19 protein-coding genes are annotated in these 19,488 nt (G+C 72.0%); 6 read left to right on the top strand and 13 right to left on the bottom strand.

The features are described from left to right. Positions 1–85 precede the first annotated feature (85 nt). Positions 86–994, top strand: a complete 909-nt coding sequence (locus AB0J16_RS18405) for an ABC transporter ATP-binding protein (RefSeq protein ID WP_358540525.1) — start codon at positions 86–88, stop codon at positions 992–994. Then, positions 991–1,758 carry an ABC transporter permease gene (locus AB0J16_RS18400; protein WP_358447901.1) on the top strand — a complete coding sequence of 256 codons (768 nt, stop codon included), beginning with the start codon at positions 991–993 and terminating at the stop codon, positions 1,756–1,758. Before AB0J16_RS18405 ends, AB0J16_RS18400 begins: the two co-directional genes overlap by 4 nt. Before the next feature lie 66 nt (positions 1,759–1,824). Here AB0J16_RS18400 and AB0J16_RS18395 read toward each other — a convergent pair whose 3' ends face one another. Continuing rightward, positions 1,825–2,994 (bottom strand): MFS transporter, encoded by a 1,170-nt coding sequence (locus AB0J16_RS18395; RefSeq protein WP_358540523.1) that lies wholly within the window; start codon positions 2,992–2,994, stop codon positions 1,825–1,827. 135 nt (positions 2,995–3,129) lie between these two features. Here AB0J16_RS18395 and AB0J16_RS18390 point away from each other — a divergent pair, with 135 nt between their 5' ends. Further along, on the top strand, positions 3,130–4,047 hold the full coding sequence (locus AB0J16_RS18390) for an EamA family transporter (RefSeq protein ID WP_358540520.1): 918 nt from the start codon (positions 3,130–3,132) through the stop codon (positions 4,045–4,047). Positions 4,048–4,123: 76 nt separating this feature from the next. Here the strand turns inward: AB0J16_RS18390 and AB0J16_RS18385 are convergent, their stop codons facing one another. The 8 genes from AB0J16_RS18385 to AB0J16_RS18350 are packed head-to-tail and all read right to left on the bottom strand — an operon-like array spanning position 4,124 to position 11,653. Further along, positions 4,124–4,795 (bottom strand): GntR family transcriptional regulator, encoded by a 672-nt coding sequence (locus AB0J16_RS18385; RefSeq protein ID WP_225291377.1) that lies wholly within the window; start codon positions 4,793–4,795, stop codon positions 4,124–4,126. A 58-nt stretch (positions 4,796–4,853) separates the two neighbouring features. Next, positions 4,854–5,792: an ornithine cyclodeaminase family protein gene (locus AB0J16_RS18380; protein ID WP_358540518.1), complete on the bottom strand. Its 939-nt coding sequence runs from the start codon at positions 5,790–5,792 to the stop codon at positions 4,854–4,856. After that, positions 5,789–6,754, bottom strand: a complete 966-nt coding sequence (locus tag AB0J16_RS18375) for a proline racemase family protein (RefSeq protein ID WP_358540515.1) — start codon at positions 6,752–6,754, stop codon at positions 5,789–5,791. The genes AB0J16_RS18380 and AB0J16_RS18375 overlap by 4 nt, the downstream gene beginning before the upstream one ends. Next, positions 6,751–7,767, bottom strand: a complete 1,017-nt coding sequence (locus AB0J16_RS18370; RefSeq protein WP_358540512.1) for a proline racemase family protein — start codon at positions 7,765–7,767, stop codon at positions 6,751–6,753. The genes AB0J16_RS18375 and AB0J16_RS18370 overlap by 4 nt, the downstream gene beginning before the upstream one ends. Beyond that, entirely contained in the window at positions 7,764–8,657 is an 894-nt protein-coding gene (locus AB0J16_RS18365; protein WP_358540509.1) for a dihydrodipicolinate synthase family protein, read from the bottom strand. Before AB0J16_RS18365 ends, AB0J16_RS18370 begins: the two co-directional genes overlap by 4 nt. Positions 8,658–8,673: 16 nt before the next feature. Further along, complete coding sequence (locus AB0J16_RS18360) at positions 8,674–10,176, bottom strand: NAD(P)/FAD-dependent oxidoreductase (protein ID WP_358540506.1); 1,503 nt, start codon at positions 10,174–10,176, stop codon at positions 8,674–8,676. After that, entirely contained in the window at positions 10,173–10,415 is a 243-nt protein-coding gene (locus AB0J16_RS18355) for a (2Fe-2S)-binding protein (protein WP_225291383.1), read from the bottom strand. The genes AB0J16_RS18360 and AB0J16_RS18355 overlap by 4 nt, the downstream gene beginning before the upstream one ends. After that, complete coding sequence (locus AB0J16_RS18350; protein ID WP_358540504.1) at positions 10,412–11,653, bottom strand: FAD-binding oxidoreductase; 1,242 nt, start codon at positions 11,651–11,653, stop codon at positions 10,412–10,414. Before AB0J16_RS18350 ends, AB0J16_RS18355 begins: the two co-directional genes overlap by 4 nt. A 97-nt stretch (positions 11,654–11,750) precedes the next feature. Between AB0J16_RS18350 and AB0J16_RS18345 the strand changes: the two genes are divergently transcribed. After that, positions 11,751–12,752 carry a COX15/CtaA family protein gene (locus AB0J16_RS18345; protein WP_358540501.1) on the top strand — a complete coding sequence of 334 codons (1,002 nt, stop codon included), beginning with the start codon at positions 11,751–11,753 and terminating at the stop codon, positions 12,750–12,752. Between the two features lie 229 nt (positions 12,753–12,981). Next, positions 12,982–13,623: an ElyC/SanA/YdcF family protein gene (locus AB0J16_RS18340; protein ID WP_358540498.1), complete on the top strand. Its 642-nt coding sequence runs from the start codon at positions 12,982–12,984 to the stop codon at positions 13,621–13,623. On the opposite strand, the gene AB0J16_RS18335 is transcribed toward AB0J16_RS18340, so the two are convergent. From AB0J16_RS18335 to AB0J16_RS18320, 4 genes are read right to left on the bottom strand one after another with little or no spacing between them, the layout of a single operon-like run. After that, a complete protein-coding gene (locus AB0J16_RS18335) occupies positions 13,608–14,789 on the bottom strand; it encodes a PrsW family intramembrane metalloprotease (protein WP_358540495.1) in 1,182 nt (393 codons plus the stop codon). The two genes, AB0J16_RS18340 and AB0J16_RS18335, sit on opposite strands and share 16 nt — an antisense overlap. A gap of 17 nt (positions 14,790–14,806) precedes the next feature. Next, positions 14,807–15,742: a cation diffusion facilitator family transporter gene (locus AB0J16_RS18330; RefSeq protein WP_358540492.1), complete on the bottom strand. Its 936-nt coding sequence runs from the start codon at positions 15,740–15,742 to the stop codon at positions 14,807–14,809. After that, positions 15,742–16,125 carry a metalloregulator ArsR/SmtB family transcription factor gene (locus AB0J16_RS18325; RefSeq protein ID WP_357958414.1) on the bottom strand — a complete coding sequence of 128 codons (384 nt, stop codon included), beginning with the start codon at positions 16,123–16,125 and terminating at the stop codon, positions 15,742–15,744. The genes AB0J16_RS18330 and AB0J16_RS18325 overlap by 1 nt, the downstream gene beginning before the upstream one ends. Before the next feature lie 48 nt (positions 16,126–16,173). After that, entirely contained in the window at positions 16,174–17,118 is a 945-nt protein-coding gene (locus AB0J16_RS18320; RefSeq protein WP_358540489.1) for a heme o synthase, read from the bottom strand. Positions 17,119–17,452: 334 nt separating this feature from the next. Here AB0J16_RS18320 and tkt point away from each other — a divergent pair, with 334 nt between their 5' ends. Further along, positions 17,453–19,483 carry a transketolase gene (gene tkt / locus AB0J16_RS18315; RefSeq protein ID WP_358540487.1) on the top strand — a complete coding sequence of 677 codons (2,031 nt, stop codon included), beginning with the start codon at positions 17,453–17,455 and terminating at the stop codon, positions 19,481–19,483. Positions 19,484–19,488: the final 5 nt, after the last annotated feature.

Raw genomic sequence — 19,488 nt, 5'->3', positions numbered from 1 at the left:
ACGCGATTGACCACGCGATCGGCCTTGTGCGGGCCGGGCAGGGTTGCCAGGCGGACCGCCGCGGACAGTCCCTAAACTCGTGGCCATGGAATCCCCAGCCGTCGAGCTCATCGACCTGGTCAAGCGTTACGGCGGCGCCACGGCGGTCGACGGCCTGACGCTGCGCGCCGAGCGGGGCGCGGTCACCGCCGTGCTCGGCCCCAACGGCGCCGGCAAGACCTCCACGGTCGAGATCTGCGAGGGGTTCCGCGAGGCCGACTCCGGCACCGTACGCGTGCTGGGCCTGCCGCCCGACCAGCCCAAGCTGCGGCCCCGGGTGGGTGTGATGCTCCAGGCGGGCGGCGTGCCGCCCGCGGTGCGCTGCGGCGAGTGGCTGCGCCTGGTCTCGCGCTTCTACGCCCACCCGCTCGACGCCGGCGCCCTTCTGGTACGGCTCGGACTGGCCGAGCACGCCCGCACCCCTTACCGCCGCCTGTCGGGCGGCCAGCAGCAACGGCTCTCCCTGGCCGCGGCGGTGATCGGCCGGCCGGAGCTGGTGTTCCTCGACGAGCCGACGGCCGGGCTCGACCCGCAGGCCAGGCACGCCTGCTGGGACCTGGTGGGCGAGCTGCGGGCCGCGGGGGTCTCCGTGGTGCTCACCACCCACCACATGGACGAGGCCGAACGGCTGGCCGACCACGTGGTGATCATCGACCGGGGCCGGGTGGTGGCCGAGGGCAGCCCGGCCTCGCTGACCGGGGCCGAGCGGCAGCTGCGCTTCCGTGCCCGGCCGGGGCTCTCGCTGGACGAGCTGCTCCACGCGTTGCCGGGTGGCAGCGCGGCCAAGGAGTCGCCCGCCGGCCACTACATCATCGAGGGCCAGGTGGGCCCGGCGCTGCTGGCGACCGTGACGACCTGGTGCGCCGCCGAGGGCGTCATGGCCGACGACCTGAGCATCGAGCGCCGCACGCTCGAAGACGTCTTCCTGGAGCTGACCGGCAGGGAGCTGCGATGACCACGCTCGACTTCACCCCCGCCCCGGCTGCGGCGCCGTTCGCCCGCATGGTGCTGGCGCAGGCGGCGGCCGAGACGCGCGCGACGCTGCGCAACGGCGAGCAGCTGCTGCTGACGCTGATCATCCCGGTGCTGCTGCTCGTCGGGTTCTCGCTGGCTCCGCTGATCGACGTCGGCGGAGGGCGGCGGATCGACTTCCTCGCGCCGGGCGTGCTCGCGCTGGCGATCATGTCGACGGCGTTCACCGGTCAGGCGATCGCGACGGGTTTCGAGCGCCGCTACGGCGTGCTGAAGCGGCTCGGCGCGACTCCCCTGTCCAGGGCCGGGCTGCTGCTGGCCAAGACGGTGGCGGTGCTCGCGGTCGAAGGCGTCCAGGTCGTGGTGATCGTGGCGGTCGCGCTGGCGCTCGGCTGGCGGCCCCAGGGCTCGCCGGTGGGCGCGCTGCTGCTCGTGCTGCTGGGGACGGCGGCCTTCAGCGGGCTGGGGCTGCTCATGGCGGGCGTGCTGCGGGCCGAGGCGACGCTGGCCGCGGCCAACCTCGTCTACCTGGTGCTGCTCGGGGCGGGCGGGGTGATCTTCCCGCTGGCGAAGTTCCCCGCCGGGATGCGGCCGGCCTTGGAGGTGCTGCCGATCTCGGCGCTGACCGGCGGGCTGCGTTCCGTGCTCGCCGGGGGCGCGGCCGTGCCGCTGGGGGCGCTGGGGGTGCTGGCCGCCTGGGCGGTGCTGTCGCTGGGCATCGCCGCGCGCACGTTCCGCTGGGAGTGAGCGTGGGAGTGAGCGGGGCCTGAGCTGGGCGGGCCCGCGCCGGACGAGCGGGGTTCAGCTGGGATGTCAGGCCCGGCCGGTGACGCCGTAGCGGTGGCGGCCGATGACGGCGACCACGGTGAGCGGCACCGCCACGGCCGCCGAGACGCCGAACAGCAGCGCGTACCTGCCGTCCTGGGCGGCCGGGCCGCCCGCCCACGACGACACCGCACTGCCGACGAACAGCGCCGCGGCGAAGAAGGCCACGCTGGTCCCCCTGGCGTTGGGCGCGACCGTGGTGATCCAGGTCTGCAGCGAGGAGTGCATGAACGACCACCCGACGCCCAGCAGCAGCGCGGTGACGCCGACGGTCGCCAGGCTGACGTGGACGGCCACGAGTGCGTACCCGGCGCAGAGGTGCGCTCCACCGACGGCGATGAGCACGGGCGGGGACCATGTCCGCGACAGGCGTTTGACCAGTCTGGTGAAGACCCACAGGCCCACGCCGTAGGTGGCGGTGGCCAGACCGGCGACCGCCGCCCTGACCCCGTCGTGCTCCAGGGCCGTGGCGAGGAAGGCCATCGTGCCGAGCAGCACCGCGCCCTCCACGAAGGCCAGCCCGAACACCAGCAGGGCCCACGGCTCGCGCAGCACCGCGCCCACGTGCCTGCCCAGCCCGCCGATCTCGGCCCGGGGCGGCTCGGGCAGGGAGCGCAGCGCGAGCGCGCAGGCCAGCGCGCAGGCCGCGGGCACGGTGAACGCCACGTGCCAGTCCACCAGGTCGGCGAGCACGCCGCCGAGACCGGTGGCCATGGCGATGCCCAGGGCTCCCGCGCCCATCAGGTCCGACAGGGCGCGCTGCCGTACGACGGGCGCGACCGTGTCACCGACGTACGTGAGCGAGGTGGGGATCACCGCGCCGAAGCAGGCGCCGGCCACGATCCTCGACACCACCAGCGCGCCCAGCACCGGCATCAGCGCGGAGGCCACCCCGGCCAGCGCGGCGCCGAACATCGCCGCCCGCATCACCCGCACCCGGCCGAACCGGTCGGAGAGCACGCCCCACAGCGGCTGGGTCAGGCCGTAGGCCAGGTAGTAGCCGCTGGCGACCGCGACCGCCGCCGACAGCGGGACGCCGAGGTCGGCGGCGATCAGGACGAGCATGGGGTTGACGGCGAACCGGTCGAAGCTGCTGACGAAGGTGGCCACGGACAGCACGAGCGGGGGACGGACGAGGGAGGCCGGGGGTGCGGTCATGGCTCCATGGTCAATTGTCGGCTTCAACGGTTAAGTGCGTATAGGTACCACCCTAGTGGGGGAATGTCCGCCCAGCTCGGTACCGTTCTACCCGCCGTCCCGCTACTGAGCCCGTCATGCCTACTGAGGAGTGCCGTGAGCGCCTTCGCCCTGGATGATCCCTTCGACCGGGGATCCGGCCTGCCCAGACCCGGCAGTGTGCTGCGCGGCGCCGCCGACTCCATCCCGCCTTCCGGGCTGGTGCTGCTGGCGATCTTCTCCGTACAGCTGGGGGCGGGCTTCGCCAAGGAGCTGTTCGCGGCGCTGCCGCCGAGCGCGGTGGTGTTCCTGCGCATCGCCGCGGGCGCGTTGATCATGGGCGCGGTGGCCAGGCCCAAGCTGAAGGGCATGTCGTGGCGTGACCTGGGAGTCGGGCTCACCTTCGGCGTGACGCTGGCGCTGATGAACCTGTCGTTCTACGAGGCGATAGCGCGGCTGCCCCTGGGGATCGCGGTGGCGATCGAGTTCCTCGGGCCGCTGGGCGTGGCGGTGGCGGCCTCCAGGCGGCGGCTCGACCTGGTGTGGATCGGCCTGGCGGCGGCGGGCGTGGCGCTGCTCGCGCCCTGGGGCCAGTCGGCGTCGGTGAGCTGGGCCGGCATCGGGTTCGCGCTGGGGGCCGGAGTGTTCTGGGCGGCCTACATCCTGCTGTCGGCCTCGGTGGGGCGGCGCTTCTCCGGCACCACCGGGCTGTCGGTCGCGATGATCGTGTCGGCCGTGGTGGTCGCGCCAGTGGGCATCGCGTCGGGCGGCGGTGACCTGCTCCAGCCGCACCTGCTGCTGATCGGGCTGGGAGTGGGGCTGCTGTCGTCGGTGATCCCGTACTCGCTGGAGCTGCAGGCGCTGCGGCGGATGCCGAAGCACGTGTTCGGCATCCTGATGAGCCTGGAGCCCGCGGCGGCCGCGCTGGTCGGCGTGCTGGTGCTCAGCGAGATGCTGCACGCGCAGCAGTGGGCGGCGATCATCTGCATCGTGGCCGCGAGCCTGGGCACGACCCGCGCGACGAAGACGAAGTAGCCTCCCCGGACGTGATCAGTGCGGGCCGGTCCGAATGCCGCGGACGTGATCAGTGCGGGCCGGCCCGGACAAGTGATCAGTGTGGGTCGGCCCAGATGCCGCGGACGTGCTGGATGTGCTCGGACATGATGTGGCGGGCCGCCTCGGTGTCACCGGCCTTGAGCGCGTCGAGCAACGCCACGTGCTCGCGGGCCGAGTCCGACAGCGTGCCGCGCTCCGACAGCTGCGACAGGCCGTAGAGCCGGGCCCGGTTGCGCAGGTCCTTGACCACCTCGACCAGGTGGGCGTTGCCCGACAGCGTCAGCAGTTCCACGTGGAAGCGTAGGTCGGCGTCCACGTACGCGAGCAGGTCACCCCGCTCGGCGGCGGCCACGATCTCCTCGGCGACGGGTCGCAGCCGCTCGAAGTCGGCCGCGCGCGAGCTGTCGGCCAGCCGGGTCACGGTGGGCACCTCGATGAGCTGCCGGATCTCGGTCAGCTCGTCGAGATCGCGGTCAGACAGCTCGGTGACCCGGAAGCCCTTGTTGCGCACCGCCTCGACCAGTCCCTCCTTGGCCAGGTCGAGCATGGCCTCACGGACCGGCGTCGCGGAGACGCCGAACTGCGCGGCCAGCACCGGCGCGGAGTAGACCACCCCCGGGCGCATCTCACCCGTGATCAACGCGGCGCGGAGCGCGTGCGCGACCTGCTCGCGCAAGCTCTGCCGCTCGCCCACCATCGGCAGGTCGAGCCGGTCCTCGGCAGCCATCCCGCCATCCCTTCGCTCAGTACACGCCCGCTGATCACCCCCCGCTGGGGGTACCCCGCTAAACCCACGCCTCGTACGCGGCGGCGGCGACCACCAGGTCCTCCCACGCCATCCCGGTGCTCTTGAACACGCGGGGACCGGAGCCCGCAGGAACCCGGCCGGCGATCAGGTCGGCGAGGTTCCCGGCGAGATGACCGGTGGTGATCGTACCTTGGCGCACCGGGATGACCACATCCCCCGCTTCGGCCAGTGCCGCCGACCTGGCCTCGACGACGACCGTGGCGCGGGCGACGAGGTCCCCGGCCAGCTCACGGGCCTCCGGTTCGTGCGATCCGACCGCGACCACCGTGGCGTCGTCGCGGACCAGCTCACCGGGAAAGAGCGGCTCCCTGGCCGTGGTGCAGCAGGCGATCAGATCCGCCTCCGCCACAGCGCTCAGGTCCGGAGCCTGGCCGTGCACCGCGCGGGCCGACAGGCCGAGGTCGCGGCAGCGGGCGGCCAGGCTCTCGGCACGTTCGGGGTCGCGGCCGACGACCGTGACCCGTTCGACCGGCCGGACCGCGCCCAGCGCGAGAATGTGCCCCCACGCCTGCGGGCCCGTACCGAACACCACCAGGTTACGGGCGTCCGGCCCGGCCAGATGCTTGACGGCGAGCGCCGAGACCGCCGGGGTGCGCAGCGAGGTGAGCGTGATGCCGTCCATGGCGGCCAGCGGGCTCAGGGTGTCGCCGTCGAGCAGCAGGTACGTCCCCTGGATGCGGGGCAGCCCGCGCTCGGCGTTGCCCGGCGCGATGGTGACGGCCTTCACGCCCGCGTACCGTCCCGCGGCGGCGGGCATCAGCAGGAGCTGCCCGGCGGGCAGCTCGACGATGGGCCGCAGCGGCGTCTCCTCCGGATCGAGCCCGTCTCGCAGGGCCTCTTCCAGGATGCGTACGGCCCGCGCCACGGGCACCAGCCGCTCGATGGTGGCGGCGTCGAGGTAGGGCAGCGCGTTCACCGCAGCACGAACCCGGTGCCGAGGGGGTCTTCCGGATCGAGCTCGAAGGTGTGCCGGCCGGTGCGGTAGGCCATGCCCTCGATCTCGGCGACGACGCCCTGGTCGGTCACCTTACCCACGGTGGCGACGAACGTGCCGCCCGCGATGCCGGTGTGGATCAGCGGACCCTGGTGACCGTCGTCGTAGAGCAGGGCGAGCCGGGCGGCCGTGCCGGACCCGCACGGCGAGCGGTCCACCTCGCCGTCGGCGAACACGGTCACGTTGCGCTGGTGCGGTCCATCGCCCGGGACGTCCTCGTAGAAGATCACCCCATAGACGCCGGACAGCCGCTCGTCCGACGGGTGCCGCGTGGCCGGGTGGCCCGCCAGGGCGGCCTTGATCCGGCGGCCGTGACCGACGAACTCCGTCAGGCTCCCGGCCTCGACGGACAGGCCGACCGCCGATGCGGGCAGGGTGGCGTAGATGGCTCCGCCGTAGGCGAGGTCGACCTCGACCCCGGCGACGGGGAGGGCGCGCGCGATGGCGTACGACGGGACGTTGACGAAGGTCACCGACTCGACGCGGTCCCGTGAGCCGCGTACGCGGGCCGTGACGCGGCCCGAGGGCACGTCGACGACCACGTCCGTCTCGCCGCCGGGGTCCGCCTCGACCAGGCCCTCGCGGACGGCGTGCACGCCGAGCGCGATCGTGCCGTGGCCGCAGGCGGTGGAATAGCCGTCCTTGTGCCAGAACAGCGCGCCGAAGTGGGCGCCGGGGTCGTCGGGCGGGACCAGGAAGCAGCCGTACATGTCGGCGTGGCCGCGCGGCTCGTGGCAGAGCAGCCGCCGCACCCGCTCGGCCGGGCCGTCAGGTGCGGCGGCCCGGCGTTCGAGGACGGTGGCGCCCGGGATGTCCGGTGCGCCACCGGTGACGATCCTGAACGGCTCGCCGGCGGTGTGGTAGTCGACGGTGGTGACGCTCACAGCTCGAATCCCTCGGGGAACGGGTCGCGCGGGTCGAGGAAGTATTGGGCGGTGCCGGTGACCCAGGCGCGCCCGGTGATGGCCGGCACGACCGCGGGCCGTCCGCCGACGGTGGTCTCCCCCAGCAACCGGCCGATGAAACGGGTGCCGATGAACGACTCGTTGACGAACTCCCCGCTACCCGGCCCCTCGCTCACGGCCAGCTGGCCACGGGCGTGCAGCTGGGCCATCCGGGCGCTGGTGCCGGTGCCGCACGGCGAGCGGTCGAACCAGCCCGGGTAGATGGCCATCGCGTGCCGCGAGTGGTGGGCGTCCGAGCCCGGCGCGGCGAAGTAGACGTGGTGGCAGCCCCGGATGCGGTCGTCCTCGGGGTGCACGGGCTCGTCGGCCGCGTCGATCGCCGCCATCGTGGCCAGCCCGGCGGCCAGGATCTCGTTCTTGGCCTTGCGGTCGAAGGGCAGGCCGTAGTCGTCGAGGTCGACGATCGCGTAGAAGTTGCCCCCGTACGCCAGGTCGTAGCGGATGTCGCCGAAGCCGGGCACCGTGACGACGGCGTCGAGCCGGTCGCTGTAGGCGGGCACGTTGCGCAGCGTCACCGACATGGCCATGCCGTCCTTGACGGCCACGTCCACCTCGACGAGCCCGGCGGGCACCTCCAGGCGCACGGTGGTGACCGGCTCGACCACCTCCACCATGCCGGTCTCCACCAGCACGGTCGCCACGCCGATGGTGCCGTGACCGCACATCGGCAGCAGCCCGGACACCTCGATGAACAGCACGCCCCAGTCGGCGTCGGGCCGGGTGGGCGGCTGCAGGATGGCGCCGCTCATGGCGGCGTGGCCGCGCGGCTCGTTCATCAGCAGCCTGCGGATGTGGTCGAGATGGTCGCGGAAGTAGACGCGCCGCTCGGCCATGCTCGCGCCGGGGATCACGCCCACGCCGCCGGTGATCACGCGGGTGGGCATGCCCTCCGTGTGCGAGTCGACCGCGTGGAAGACCCGCTTCGTCCTCATCGCATGCCCTCCGCGAGTGCCTTCTCCGTCGCGCCGCGCACGGCCGCCTCCTGCGTCTCGGTCAGCGGCACGCGCGGCAGGCGGCAGGGCCCGCCGTGACGGCCCGCGATGTCCATCGACAGCTTGATGGCCTGCACGAACTCCGTCTTGGAGTCCCAGCGCAGCAGCGGGTGGAGCGTACGGTACAGGGGCAGCGCGGTCTCGAGGTCACCGGCCAGCGCGGCCTGGTAGAGGGCGACGCTGGAGGCGGGCAGCGCGTTGGGGTAGCCGGCGACCCAGCCGACGGCCCCGGCGATCGCCAGTTCCAGCAGCACGTCGTCGGACCCGATCAGCACGTCGAGGCCGGGGGCCAGCTCGCCGAGCTCGTAGGAGCGGCGCGGGTCGCCGCTGAACTCCTTCACGGCCACGATCAGGCCCTCGCCGTGCAGGGTGGCCAGCAGCGCGGGCGTCAGGTCTACCTTGGTGTCGTACGGGTTGTTGTAGGCCACGATCGGCACCCCGGCCTTGGCCACCTCGCGGTAGTGCGCGATCACGGAGCGCTCGTCGGCCCGGTAGGCGTTGGGCGGCAGCAGCAGCACCGAGCCGCAGCCGGCCGCGGCGGCGCGCTCGGCCCACAGCCGCGACTCCGCCGCGCCGTACGCGCCGACGCCCGCCATCACGTTCGCCCCGCCGACGGCCTCGACGGCCGTCTCGATGACCTTGGCCCGCTCCTCGGCGGTGAGCGTCTGGTACTCGCCCAGCGACCCGTTGGGGACCACCCCGTCGCAGCCGTTCTCGACCAGCCAGCGGCAGTGCTCCGCATAGCCGTCGAAGTCGACGGACAGGTCCTCACGCAGAGGGAGAGCCGTGGCCACCATGACACCGTGCCAGGATTTAATGCGATTTGTCATTAAAGAGTCCTCCAAATCAGGGTTTATCGAGCTCGGCGAGAGCGCCGAGAGAGATGGGTTGCGCGATGGGGCGGCGAGGGGGCCTGGGCGACTCCCCGGCCAGGCAGGCGACCGCGTAGCCGCAGACGCGGCCCTGGCACCAGCCCATTCCTGGCCTGGCCAGCAGCTTGACCGAGCGCGCGTCGGTGGCGCCGAGCTCCAGCGCCGCGCGTACGCGGGCGACCGGCACCTCCTCGCACCGGCACACCAGCGTGTCGTCGCGCAGCCAGCCCTGCCAGCCCGGTTTGACCGGATACGCGTGATGCAGCGCCTCGCCGAACGCGCGCATCCGCCGGCGCCGTCTGGCCAGCACGCCGGGCACCGGCTCACCGGCCACGGCCAGGCCGGCGATGCGGCCCTCCAGCTCGGCCAGGTAACGCCCGCCCACGCCGACCGGCTCGCCGGCCGCCCAGACGCCGTCCGCCGTGGTGCGCTGGCGGCCGTCCACCGCGATTACGGGCATGCCGTCCGCGTCCTGGCGGGTCTCACAGCCGAGCTCGACGCCGAGCTCGATCTGGGGGACGAAGCCGTAGCCGACGGCCAGCGTGTCACAGGGCAGCTCGCGGGTGGCGAGCACGTTCCAGTCGGCGTCGAGCCGCGCGACGGTGACCGCCTCCAGCTCGCGCTCGCCGTGGGCGGCGATCACCGCCTGGTGCGTCCGGTACGGCACGCGGTGCCGGGCCATGGCCAGCCCGTAGCCCGCCGCCTCCCCCGCTTTGCCCGCGGCCAGCAGCGGATGCCGGGCCAGGCCCAGGCCGCCGTTGGCCTCGAACACGCCCAGCACCTCGGCCCCCGCCCCCGCCAGGCCGGTGGCCACGGGCAGCAGGAACGGCCCGGTGCCGGCGACGACCACCCGGCCGCCCGCGACGACGCCGTTGCCCTTGAGCAGCGCCTGGGCGCCGCCCGCCGTCAGGACGCCGGGCAGGTCCCAGCCGGGGAACGGCAGCGGCCGGTCGTGGGCGCCGGTGGCGATCAGGAGGTCGCGGCAGCGGATCGCCACCGCGCGGCCGTCCGGGGTCCGGCAGTAGACGGTCAGCCGGTCGCCGTCCCGCGTCACGGTCCACACCTGGTGCCCGAGCAGGACCTGGCCCCGTTCGTCGAGCGCGCGGGCCTGCCTCAGGAACCGCTCCAGACCCGGTGTGCCGCCGCGCGCGGCTCCGGCGGGGTGACGGAAGTACTGGCCGCCGAGGCGGGCACCCGAGTCGACGAGGACCACGCTCAGGCCGCGCAGCGCCGCCGTCAGGGCCCCCGCCACTCCGGCGGGCCCACCACCGATAACGGCGAGATCGCAGCTCACACGCACGTAGTCGTCCCGAACGCGGTCGTCGCGAACCCCGTCGCCACGAACCCCGTCGCCACGAACACGGTCGTCGCGAACACGGTCGTCGCGAACACGGTCGTCGCGAGCGCGGTCGTCGCGGACGCCGTCGTCGGGGCTGCGGTCGTGGGGTGCGCCCACACGGTCATCGGTCGGGCTCATGCGGTCGTCACCTCGTCTCCGGGCCGGGCCTCCAGCAGGCAGGCGCGTTCTGGTGGGCGGCCGTTCACCGTGATCAGGCAGTCGAAGCAGACGCCGATGCCGCAGAACAGGCCGCGCGGCCGCCCGCCGAAGCGGGTGGTCCGCCAGGCGCGGACCCCGGCGGCGTGCAGAGCCGCGCCGATCGTCTGCCCCGGCTCGACCGGCACGGCCCGGCCGTCGATCGTGATCTGGAAGGTCACGCGGACTCCTCGGTCGTACGGGAGGACCCGGCGGACGTCTCGGTCGGGGACCCGCCCTGGGTCTCGGTCGGGGACCCGCCCTGGGTCGCGGCCGGGGATCCGGACGAGGTCGCGAAGCGGTCCGGGCGGAAGGGGGTCAGGTCGAGTTCGGGGCGGGCGCCGGTCAGCAGCTGGGACAGCAGGAGCCCGGTCGCGGGCGCGAGCCCGATCCCGGCCCCTTCGTGCCCGCACGCGTGATACAAGCCAGGCGCGCGCGGATCCGGACCGATCACCGGCAGGTGGTCCGGACAGTACGGCCGGAACCCGCAGTACGACCTGATCACCCGCACCTCCCGCAACGCCGGGAACAGGGCGACGGCCTGAGCCGCCAGCCGGGCCAGCACCCGGGGCGAGGTCGTACGGTCGAAACCCACCCGCTCCCGGCTGGCCCCGATGAGCACGGTCCCCGCCGGGGTGCCCTCGACGACGGCCGAGGTCTCCAGGTCGGCGGAGTCGCTGGCCACGTTGGTGACGTAGGCGGCGGTGTAGACCTTGTGCCGGATCAGCGGCTCGCGCAGCGGCTCCGTGACGAGGATGAACCCGCGCCTGGGCAGGACCGGCAGCGCCACGCCCGCGAGCCCGGCGATCTCGCCACCCCACGTGCCGGCCGCGTTGACCACCGCGCCGCCGAGGATGTCGCCCTGGTCAGTGCGTACGCCCGTCACCCGTTCCCCGGACCGCGTGAACCCGCTCACGGTGACGCCGGTGCGCAGGTGGAGCGTGCCGTGGCCGTAGCTCTCCGCGCCGTGCCTGAGCAACTGCGCGGCGGCCAGCATGGGCTGCACCTGGGCGTCCTGCGGATAGTGAACGCCGCCCGCGAGCCCGTCGGCCAGGTGCGGCTCGTAGTCGCGCAGCCCGGCGGCGGGCACGGCGGTGTACTCGACGCCCTGCTTGCCCGCCAGCCCGACCAGCTGCCGCTGGACCTCGTCGGTCTCGGCGACGACCAGGCCGCCCTTGGGCTCGTACTCGAACCCGCCCAGCGCGGCCAGCTCCCCCCACAGGCGGTTGGACAGCAGCGCGAGGTCCAGCTCCGGCCCCGGCTCCTTGTCCGAGACCAGCACGTTGCCCTCGCCCGCGCCCGTCGTGCCGCCGGCCACGGGGCCACGGTCCACCACGGTCACGTCCAGCCCGGCCCGTGCGGCGTAATAGGCGCACGCGGCGCCCACCACTCCGGCGCCGATGACGATCACATCCGACATCCTCACCTCCCATCTGTAATATGTCACATACCCATGCTGCTTGAGAAGCACGTTCCCGGGTTAAGGACCGGACAACCAGGCCCTTACCATCGATGACGTGAAGTTCGCCGACGTGAAACTACCCACGGACCACCCCAATGCCCTGGTCCGGCGCCTGTTCTCCTTCTGGGCACCGACCGCCGAGTCGATGCGGGGCTGGGCTCTGGCGTCCGTGGTGGTCAACGCGGGCATCACCGTGACGGGCGCGGCCGTGCGGCTCACCGGCTCCGGGCTCGGCTGCCCGACCTGGCCGAGGTGCACGCCCGACAGCTTCGTTCCCGTCGCGCATCCCGAGATCTCGCCCGTCACCATGGCCGTCGAGTTCGGCAACCGGCTGCTGACGTTCCTGGTGCTGGCGGTGGGGTTCGCCTGCGTGGTGTCGGCGATGCGGCTGGCCCCGCGGCGCCGTCCGCTGCTGTGGCTGGCCCTGCTGCAGCCCGCGGGCATCGTCTTCCAGGCGCTGTGGGGCGGGCTGGTGGTCAGGAGCCTGCTCAACCCGTTCACGGTCAGCGTGCACTTCCTGGTCTCCATCGCGCTGATCGCCGCCTGCTGGACGCTCTACGCGCGAGCCGGCGAAGGCGACGGCCCGGCCCGCCGGGTGACGCACCGCGACATCCGGCGCCTCGGGTTCGTGCTGGTCGCGGCGGTGGCGGTGCTGCTCCTGGCCGGGGTGCTGGTGACCGGCACGGGGCCGCATTCCGGCGACGCGGTGGCCTCCCGCTTCGATCTCGACATCGAGAGCGTGGTGCGCCTGCACTCCGACATCGTCTACATCGTGCTGGGGCTGTCGTTCGCGCTGCTGTTCGCGCTGCACGTGACCGACTCGCCCAGGGCGGCCCGCCGGGCGGCGCTGGCCCTGCTCGTGGTGGAGCTGGCCCAGGGCGTGATCGGCTACATCCAGTACTTCCTGGCGGTGCCCGCGCTCCTGGTGGGCCTGCACGTGCTCGGCTCGACCCTGGTCTGGATCGCCACGCTCAGGGTGGTCACCTCACTGCGCGCCCGCGACCAGCTGACGGCCCCCGCCACCCCCTCCCCCGCCGAAGCGCCGGCCAGAGTCTGAGCCTCTGAACCCCTCCCGCGCCGAAACGCGGGCCAGGGCATGACCCCCTCCCCCACCGAAACGCCGGCCACGATCTGAGCCGTTGAGCCCCTCCCCCACTGAAACCCCAGCCGGTTTTTGAGCCGTTGTGTCAAGGTGTGAGGGACTACCTCCCTCTTCCTTGTGAGGTCCCTGAGTGGCTTTGGCCCGTCCCGCTCGGAAGACCCTGCGACGCCTGTACCAAGGACTGGTGCTCCTCAGCGTGCTCGTCCTGGCGCCGATGACCTGGGCGTGGCTCGACAGCTCGGACCACCGCGAGGTGGCCGACACCGCCGGCTGGCTGGCGCGGGTGCCCACCTCGCAGGTGGCGCTCGTGCTCGGCGCGGGCCTGTACGCCGGCCGTCCCTCGTCCTTCCTGGCCCGAAGGCTCGACATCGGGGCCGAGCTCTACCACGCGGGCAAGGTCAAGGCGCTGCTGCTGTCGGGCGACAACAGTCGCAAGGAGTATGACGAGCCGTCGGCCATGCGCGACTATCTGCGGGCCAAGGGCGTGCCGGACGCGGTAATGGTGCTCGACTACGCCGGGTTCGACACCTGGGACTCGTGCGTGCGGGCCCGCAAGGTCTTCGGCGCCGAGCGGCTGACCGTGGTCACGCAGGTGTTCCACCTGCCGAGAGCGGTCACGCTCTGCCGTACGGCGGGACTGACGACCTTCGGCGTGGGCGACGACTCCGTCAAGCAGTGGGCCGCGACCACCTACGCCTCGGCCGCCCGCGAGGTGTTCGCCACCGGCAAGGCGTTCGCCGACGCGCTTGTGCTGCACTCCGACCCGGTCTATCCGGGCCCGCGGGAGACCTCGCTGCGCGCGATCCTGGCTCAGCCGGGCGCGTAGCCCGGTGGCGGGGTGCCTCGCGCCCCGGCCCCGAGGTGGGCGGGCACCGGGAAGCTCGCCTTGGCGGTGCTCATGCATTCGAGCAGGGCCCGCTGCTCCTCGTGGAAGGTCTGCTCGTCGATCATCCGCCGGGCCGCCCGCTCGTGCAGCAGGCCCAGCTCGGTCGCCGCGAGCTGGTAGTCGCTCATCGCGCGCAGCCCGCGCTTGCCGCCGTGGACCTTGGCCCACTGCCTGGCCTGCCGGCGCCGTGACAGGGCGGACAGCATGTGGATGTCAGCCCGGTTGACCAGCTTGGTCGGCTCGTACGGCGGCAGGTAGCGCTGGATCAGGGCGACGATGCGCCGCCGATCCCTGATCACCAGCAAGATCAGCACCACGAGCACGACCAGCAGCACCAGGTAGGCGATGACCAGGCCGGGGAAGCCGCCGTAGGAGCTCAGACCGTTCCAGAGGCCGTGCAGGAGCATCGCGCCGACCCAGCCGGCCAGGATGGAGAAGACCCGGTCCGACCCCTGACGCTGGGCGGCGTAGGCGACCGCGACGCCGATCATCGAGGTGAACAGCGGGTGCGCGAACGGCGACAGCACGCCGCGCAGCACCACCGTGACGGCCAGCCCGATGCCGCCCTGGTCGGAGTTGAGCGCGGCGATGTAGTAGCTGACGTTCTCGCTCATCGCGAAGCCGAGGCCGACCATGCTGGCGTAGATGATGCCGTCGGTCGGCCCGTCGAACTCGGCCCGGCGGAACCTGAGCAGCCCGAGCAGCACCAGCCCCTTCATCGTCTCCTCGACCACCGGGGCGCCGAAGGTGGCGGCGACGTTGCGCGCGCTGGCCGCGCTGAGGTTGGCCGCGTCGATGATGTAGTGCAGGTTGAGCGAGTTGATCACGCCCGCGACCAGCACCGCCACGCCCGCCCCCCAGGCGAAGGCGAAGATGAGGTTGCTGCGCGGCTCCGGCTCCATGCGATCCAGCGCCAGCACGGCGGCCAGCAGCAGCGGCACCGGCGCCAGCGCCAGGATCAGCGAGATGAAGAACTGCACGGGCGCGCCGTTGAGCACGTCGAAGGCGAAGGAGACGAGCGCGCACAGGCCGGTCACGATCAGCCCGATGATCAACGCGAACGACGGGCGGTCCTTCAACACCCAGCGTGGATCACGGGACGCCATACCGTGACTGTAACGGATCAAAAAGGCGCTGTCCTGCCCAGGTGGCGCGGTCCGTGCGGGTCCTCGCAATGCTCCGTCCGGCCCTTGAGACCGTGGTCCACCTGCAGCGTGGTGTGGCCGATCTCGAAGCGATCGTGCAGCAGGTCAGCCAGGCGGGTGCGGACCTGGTGGCAGTCGGACCCGCGGGCCACGATCACATGCGCCGACAGCGTCGGATAGCCACTGGTCACCGTCCAGACATGCAGGTCGTGCACCTCGACCACATCAGGGTCGCCGGCCAGGACCCCGCCGATCTCGTCGGGGTCGAGGTCGCTCGGCGCGGCCTGGAGCAGCACCCTGGACGAATCGCGCAGCAGCCCCCAGCCGGCCTTGAGCATGAGCGCGGCGACCACGAGGGCGGCGATCGCGTCGGCCTGCCGGAACCCGGTCAGCCACACCACCACGCCGGAGATCGCGGTGGCGATGAAGGCGTACATGTCGTTGAGCACGTGCTGGAAGGCGCCCTCGACGTTGAGGCTGCGCCGGTCGGCCCTGGACAGCAGCCAGGCGGCCAGCGCGTTGACCACGATGCCGGCCACGGCCGTGACGGCCACGATGGGCCCGGAGACCTCAGGCGGCTCCAGCAGCCTGCGCACGCTCTCGTAACAGAAGTACGCCACGAGCAGCAGCAGGGTGAGGCCGTTGAGCTGGGCCGAGAGGATCTCGGCGCGCTTCCAGCCGAAGGTGTAGGCGCCGCGGGCGGGCCGGGCGGCGAAGCGCATCGCGACCAGGGCCAGCGCGATCGCGCTGGCGTCGGTGAGCATGTGGGCGGCGTCGGAGATCAGCGCGATCGAGTTGGCGATCAGCCCGGCGACCACCTCGATCGCCATGTAGCCGACGATCAGCGCGAGCGCGCCGAACAGGTAGCGCTTGTCGGCGTCGGCCGAGTGGCCGTGCCCGTGGCCGTGGCCCATCAGCGCTCCTCCCTCATGTGCTCGCGGCTGAGGTCGAGCAGCATCCGTACGTGCGCGTCGGCCAGGCGGTAGTAGATCATGCGGCCCGCCCGGCGGCTGGCCACGATGCCCGCCGTACGCAGCAGACGCAGGGCGTGGGACACGGCCGTGTCGGTCACCTCGACGGCGTCGGCCAGGTCGCACACGCACAGCTCGCCCGCCTCCAGCAGGGCGTACAGCAGGCGGGCCCGCGTGGCGTCGCCCAGCAGGCGGAACAGGTCGGCGAGCCGGGTCGCCTCGTCCGGCGTCACCAGCCGGTCGCGGGTGGCCGCGACGCGCTCGGCGTCGGGCTCCTGAACGACACAGCCGTCGAGCGAAGCCACAACACCTGAAGAGCTGTTCATGTGTTCACCATAACGACAGGACGAAGCCCAGCGCAACGGGCGGTGGGCTCAGCTCAGCAGCGGATCGATGGCGACGGCGAGGAACAGCAGCGCCAGATAGGCGTTGGACCAGTGGAAGAAGCGCATCGGGCGCAGGTCGACACCGGTCTTGCCGGAGTTGAGGCGGGCCAGGAGGCGATGGACCTCCCACAGGCACATGGCGCCCAGGGCGGCGGCCGCGATCGGGTAGAACAGCGTGGTGTGCGCCACCGGCCACAGGGCCAGCGAGCAGAGCACGGTGGCCCAGGTGTAGGCGATCGACTCCAGGATCACCCGGCGCTCGGTGGCCACCACGGGCAGCATCGGCACCTTGGCCGCCGCGTAGTCCTCCTTGTAGCGCATGGCCAGCGTCCAGGTGTGCGGCGGCGTCCAGAAGAACACCACCCCGAACAGCGCCAGCGGCGCCCAGTCGAGCCGCCCGGTGATGCCCGCCCAGCCGATCAGCACCGGCATGCAGCCCGCGATGCCGCCCCAGACGATGTTCTGGGCGGTGCGCCGCTTGAGGATCATCGAGTAGACGATCACGTAGAACAGGATGGCTCCGGTGGAGAGCGCCGCCGCCAGCCAGTTGGTGGTCAGCCAGAGGCCGAACAAGGACAGCAGGCCGAGCACGATGCCGAAGACGAGCGCGCCGGTCGGCGAGACCTGGTGCCTGGCCAGCGGACGCCGCCTGGTGCGGCGCATCTTCTGGTCGATGTCGCGGTCCACGTAGCAGTTGAGCGCGTTGGCGCTGCCCGCGGACAGGGTGCCGAACACCATGACCGATATCGACGTCCACAGCGGCGGCAACCCGCCGGCCGCGAGGAACATCACGGGGAGAGTCGTGATCAGCAGGAGCTCGATGATCCGCGGCTTGGTCAGAGCGATGTAGGCCTTGACGAGCATGCCGATCGTCCTCGGCGGCTCGGCCGCGGGAGCGGGGGCCGTCGTCTGCCTGTTCGTCAGCACCGTCAAGGCGCTTCCAGCACGTGCGGAGTCAACGCGTAACCTCTGATTGGAGCGGAATCTCATGGACGGACGCCACGGCGTCCCTGTGATGACAACGAGAACAACCAAACTGTAGTAGCAGGGTCGTCCGGTCCGGCCAATGGGGGGACACGCACGGGGGTGGAAGGGGAATCTTTCGCCGACTCCACTCAGTTAGGGTCCGGTGTGGCGGGATATGCCAACCGGTACCACCAATGACAACTAGATTCCGGAGACCGAGCACTTGAGCACCGAACTCGTGCCAGACCTCGAATGGACCGACCTAGACAAGCAAGCGGTCGACGTCGTTCGAGCCTTGGCCATGGACGCAGTCGAAAAGGCGGGTTCGGGTCACCCGGGCACCGCCATGAGCCTGGCTCCCGCCGCGTACCTGCTGTTCCAGCACGCGATGCGCCACGACCCCACGGACCCCACGTGGCTGGGGCGTGACCGCTTCGTCCTGTCGTGCGGGCACTCCAGCCTGACCCTGTACATCCAGCTGTTCCTGTCCGGATACGGACTCGACCTGGACGACCTGAAGGGGTTGCGCCAGTGGGACAGCCTGACCCCCGGTCACCCGGAGCACGGGCACACGGTCGGTGTTGAGACCACCACGGGCCCGCTCGGCCAGGGCCTGGGCAACGCCGTCGGCATGGCGCTGGCGGCCCGCCGTGAGCGCGGTCTGTTCGACCCCGACGCGGAGGCGGGCGCCTCGCCCTTCGACCACCACATCTGGTGCATGGTCAGCGACGGCGACATCGAGGAGGGCATCAGCCACGAGGTCAGCTCGATCGCCGGCCACCAGAAGCTGGGCAACCTCACCGTCATCTATGACGACAACCACATCTCCATCGAGGACGACACGCTGATCGCGAAGTCCGAGGACGTGGTCAAGCGTTACGAGGCCTACGGCTGGCACACGCTCAGCGTCGACTGGACCGAGTCCGGTGAGTACGTCGAGGACATCCAGGCGCTGCACGCGGCGCTGGAGGAGGCCCGCGCCGAGACAGACAGGCCGACGTTCATCCGGCTGCGCACGATCATCGGCTGGCCCGCCCCGAACAAGCAGAACACCGGCAAGATCCACGGCTCCGCCCTCGGCGCCGACGAGGTCGCCGCCACCAAGCGGGTTCTCGGGATGGACCCGGAAAAGAGCTTCGACGTGCCCGCCGAGGTGCTGGAGCACGCGCGCCAGGTGGCCCGCAGGGGCCACGAGGCGCACGCCGCCTGGCAGAAGGGCTACGACGCCTGGCGCGAGGCCAACCCCGAGCGGGCCGCCGAGCTGGACCGCATCTCCCGCCACGAGCTGCCCGCCGGGTGGACCGAGGCGCTGCCCGCCTTCGACAAGGGCGGCTCGATGGCCACCCGCAAGGCCTCCGGCGAGGTGCTCAACGCGCTCGCGCCGGTGCTGCCCGAGCTGTGGGGCGGCTCGGCCGACCTGGCCGAGTCCAACAACACCACGATGAAGGGCGAGCCGTCCTTCATCCCGGAGGAATACCAGACCAAGGAGTTCCCCGGTAACCGCTACGGCCGCACGCTGCACTTCGGCATCCGCGAGCACGGCATGGGCGCGATTCTCAACGGCATCGCCCTGCACGGCGGCACCCGGCCCTACGGCGGCACGTTCCTGGTCTTCTCCGACTACATGCGCCCCTCCGTGCGCCTGGCGGCGCTGATGAAGCTGCCGGTCACCTACGTGTGGACGCACGACTCCATCGGACTGGGCGAGGACGGCCCGACCCACCAGCCGGTCGAGCACCTGTGGGCGCTGCGCGCGATCCCCGGCCTCGACGTGGTGCGCCCCGGCGACGCCAACGAGACGGCGTACGCCTGGCAGGCCGTGCTCGAGCACGACGACCGGCCCGCCGCGCTGGCCCTGACCCGGCAGAACCTGCCGATCTTCGAGGGCACCAGCGCCGAGGGCGTGGCCAAGGGCGGCTACGTCCTGCACGAGGCCTCCGGCGGGCAGCCCCAGGTGATCCTCATCGCCACGGGCAGCGAGCTGGAGCTGGCCGTCAACGGCCGCGAACTCCTCGAAGCCGAAGGCATCCCGACGCGGGTCGTGTCGATGCCGTGTGTGGAGTGGTTCCAAGGGCAGGACATTGCGTATCGGCAGACTGTTCTGCCGTCAGCGATCAAGGCCCGGGTCGCGGTCGAGGCGGGCATCGCTCTGGGCTGGCGCGAGTTCGTCGGCGAGAGGGGCGAGGTCGTCAGCCTTGAACACTTCGGCGCGTCGGCGCCGTATAAGACGCTGTACGAGCAATTCGGGCTGACGGCGGAGCGCGTGGCCGCCGCGGCCAAGGCGAGCCTCGCCAAGCTGGGCCACGACAAAGGCGAGACGACGGGAAACTGAACGAA

Origin of the sequence: Nonomuraea sp. NPDC049750, assembly GCF_040659625.1 — a bacterium.
Classification (GTDB): Bacteria; Actinomycetota; Actinomycetes; order Streptosporangiales; family Streptosporangiaceae; genus Nonomuraea.
The sequence above is the reverse complement of the archived record's forward strand: the minus strand, read 5'-3'. Positions and strand labels throughout refer to the sequence as shown.